3 protein-coding genes are annotated in these 3,324 nt (G+C 73.1%); 2 read left to right on the top strand and 1 reads right to left on the bottom strand.

The features are described 5' to 3' along the window. The first annotated feature begins 23 nt into the window (after positions 1 to 23). The gene (locus tag NQ160_RS21045; RefSeq protein WP_257517030.1) at positions 24 to 1,757 is read left to right on the top strand and encodes an ABC transporter ATP-binding protein; all 1,734 of its coding nucleotides are present in this window, start codon (positions 24 to 26) and stop codon (positions 1,755 to 1,757) included. Then, positions 1,754 to 2,566 (top strand): energy-coupling factor transporter transmembrane component T, encoded by an 813-nt coding sequence (locus NQ160_RS21040; protein ID WP_257517029.1) that lies wholly within the window; start codon positions 1,754 to 1,756, stop codon positions 2,564 to 2,566. Before NQ160_RS21045 ends, NQ160_RS21040 begins: the two co-directional genes overlap by 4 nt. A 164-nt stretch (positions 2,567 to 2,730) precedes the next feature. On the opposite strand, the gene NQ160_RS21035 is transcribed toward NQ160_RS21040, so the two are convergent. After that, positions 2,731 to 3,324: acyl-CoA dehydrogenase family protein (locus tag NQ160_RS21035; RefSeq protein WP_257517028.1), on the bottom strand; the 594-nt coding region annotated here is incomplete at its 5' end.

The raw sequence follows: 3,324 nt of genomic DNA, 5'->3' as shown, positions 1-3,324 counted from the left end.
CCGCCGCGTCCACCCCGGCGGCGCTGCCCGACCAGGCGCCGCCGCTGCTGCGGGTGCGCGACCTCGGCGTGCGCTACGAGGGCGCAGCCTCGTCGGCGCCGATCTCGGCGAGCCTGTCGGTCGACCCAGGCGAGGTGGTGCTGCTGCTCGGGCCGAGCGGGTCCGGCAAGTCGACCCTCGCGCTGACGCTGAACGGATTGATCCCGCAGGCGGTGCCCGCCGCGGTGACCGGGAGCGTGCGCGTGGCCGGCCAGGATGCCGCCACCACCCCCGTCGCCCGCCTCGCGAGCCGCGTGGGCATGGTCTTCCAGGATCCCGACGCCCAGCTGGTGACGGGGACGCTTCTGGACGAAGTAGCCTTCGGGCCCGAGAACCTGCGGGTACCCGCCCCCGAGGTGCTGTCCCGCGCCGAGTCGGCGCTGCGCCGGGTGGGGCTGTGGGAGCGCCGGGCCGAGAACCCCGACCACCTCTCCGGCGGCGGCCGCCAGCGCCTGGCGATCGCCTGCGCGCTGGCGCTGCAGTCCGAGCTGCTGGTGCTCGACGAGCCGACCGCCAACCTCGACCCCCAGGGCATCGAGGAGTTCTACCGGGCGCTGGGGGACGTCGCCGCGACGGGCGACCGGGCGATCGTCTTGATCGAGCACAACCTGGATGCCGCGATCAGCCTCGTCGACCGCGTGGTCGTCCTCGACGCCGGGGGTCGCACCGTGATGGACGGGCCCGTCGGCGAGGTGCTGCGGGGGCGAGCCGCGGAACTCCACGACATGGGCGTGTGGCTGCCGACCGCGACCCTGGCGGCGCTGCGGCTGCGCCGCGCCGGGTACGCGCTCGACCCGCTGCCGCTGTCGCCGGGTGAACTGCGCGACGCACTGCAGGCCGAGGCGCCGCCGCTCACGGCGACCGGCACGGCCGACGACGCCGCACCGGCATCCGTCCACGCACGTCGCACCACCGCACCGGTCGTGCAGGCGCGGGGGCTCACCGTGACGCGCGGTCGCCGGGAGGTGCTGCACGACGTGCGCCTCGAGGTGCGCGCCGGGGAGTTCGTCGCCGTCGTCGGCGCCAACGGCGCCGGCAAGACGACCCTCGTGCAGGCCCTCGCCGGCGTGGTGCGCCCGCCCCGCGGTCAGGTCGACCTCGGGGGCATCGACCCCGGCCGGGCCGACGCGCGGACGCTCCACCGCCGCATCGGGTTCGTGTTCCAGAATCCCGAGCACCAGTTCATCGCCGGCACCGTGTTCGACGAGTTGGCCCACGGGCTGCGGCTGCAGAAGCTGCCCGAGCCGCAGGTACGCGCGCGCACCGACGAGCTGCTGCAGCGCTTCGGGCTCGCGGACAAGGCCGACGTGCACCCGTTCCTGCTGTCGGGCGGCCAGAAGCGGCGGCTGTCGGTGGGGACGGCCCTCGTCGCCGGAGCGCCCGTGCTGGTGCTGGACGAACCCACGTTCGGCCAGGACCGCGCCCGCGCCGACGAGCTGCTGACGCTGCTGCGCGACCTCAACCGCCAGGGCACCACGATCATCGTCGTGACCCACGACATGCAGCTGGTCACCGAGTACGCCGACCGCACGGTGGTGCTCGGCGACGGCCGGGTGCTGGCCGACGCCGCGACGGCCGAGGTCTTCGCCGACGACGCGCTGCTTGCGCGGGCAGGGCTGCGCCTGCCGCCGCTGCGCGAAGCCCTGCGCGGTGCGACGCGGCATCCGCGCCTGCAGTCCGTCGTGCGCCTGGCCGACCTTCCCGGAGGCGGCGCGTGACCGCCGTCGCCGATCCCTACGCCGAGGCCCGGCCGGCGCCGGCGGGGCGGTTCCTCTACGGACTCAACCCGCTGGCGAAGTTCGCAGCTCCCCTGCCCGCGATGGCCGCGCTCGTCTTCGCGCGCGACCTCACGACGCCGCTGGTGTTCCTCGTGCTGGCCTACCTCGTCGTCATCGTCGGCTCGCGGTGGACGTGGCGCCTGGCGGCGGTGCTGGTCGCCGCCGTGCCGCTCGGCGTGCTGCTGGTGGGGTTCGGGATGAGCGTGTGGGTGGATGCCGCGCGCGTCGACGGCACCGCACCGGTGCTGCAGGTGGGCGGGTGGACGCTCTACTCCGGGGCCCTGCAGATCGGCATGGCCACCGCGCTGCGGCTCGGTGCGATCGTCGCGCTGGCGCTGATGGCGGGCCTGACCACCACCGGCCCCGACCTGGTGCGGACCCTCGTGCAGCAGCTGCGGGTGCCGTACCGCGTGGGGTACACGGCGCTGGCGGCTTTCCGATTCGTGCCGCGGTTCCGCTACGAGCTCGACGTCATCCGTCAGGCGCACCGGGTGCGCGGCTCGTACGGCGGTCGCGGACCGTTCGCGGCGGTCGCGCGGGGCGGCGGATACCTCGTGCCGCTGCTGGCCGGGGCGATCCGCCACGCCGAGCGGGTGGCGCTGGCGATGGACTCCCGCGCCTTCGGCGCCTACCCCGACCGCACCGAGCGGCACCTCGTGCCCTGGCGGGTGCGCGACACCGTGTTCGTCGTGGTCTTCTGGGTCGTCACGGCCGCGCTGCTCGTCGTGTTGGCGCCCTGGAGCGCCTGAGAAACCACTTCTCGGATGGGACACCACGCAATGCGTGGTGTCTCATCCGAAACGTGATGTCTCGACGGGCGGATGCGGCGGCTGGCGGGGATGCGGCGGCGGGCGGAGACGACGGATGCCGCGACCCCCGGAGGGACCGCGGCATCCGGTGCGTCAGGTGCGCGTCAGCGCTTGCCGGCGATCTTGCGGCTGACGATGTCGCGCATGATCTCGTTCGTGCCGCCGTAGATCCGGTGCACGCGCGCGTCGAGGAAGGCCCGGGCGATGGGGTACTCGGTGATGTACCCGTAGCCGCCGTGCAGCTGCACGCAGGTGTCGAGGATCTCCCACTCGCGGTCGGTGGTCCAGAACTTCACCTTCGCGGCCTCTTCGCCCGTGAGCTTGCCCTCTTTGTAGGCCATGAGCGCCTTGTCGAGGTAGGCCCACATGACGTCCACCGTCGTGGCGACGTCGGCGAGCTTGAAGCGGGTGTTCTGGAAGTCGATGATGCGCTCACCGAAGGCCTCGCGGCTCTTGGTGTACTCCACCGTCCACGCCAGCGCAGCCTGCGAAGCGGATGCCGCGGCGATGCCGATCGACAGACGCTCGAGCGGCAGGTTCATCATCAGCTGGACGAAGCCCTGGCCCTCGGTGCCGCTGATGAGGTTCTCCTCGGGCACGAACACGTCGGTGAACGACAGCTCGGCGGTGTCGTGACCGTGCGAGCCCATCTTGTTCAGCTTCTTGCCGTGGTCGAAGCCGGCCATGCCGTTCTCGAT

The organism is Microbacterium sp. zg.Y909 (assembly GCF_024626565.1).
Note: the sequence above shows the minus strand (reverse complement) of the source record. Positions and strands in the feature narration are given on the sequence as shown.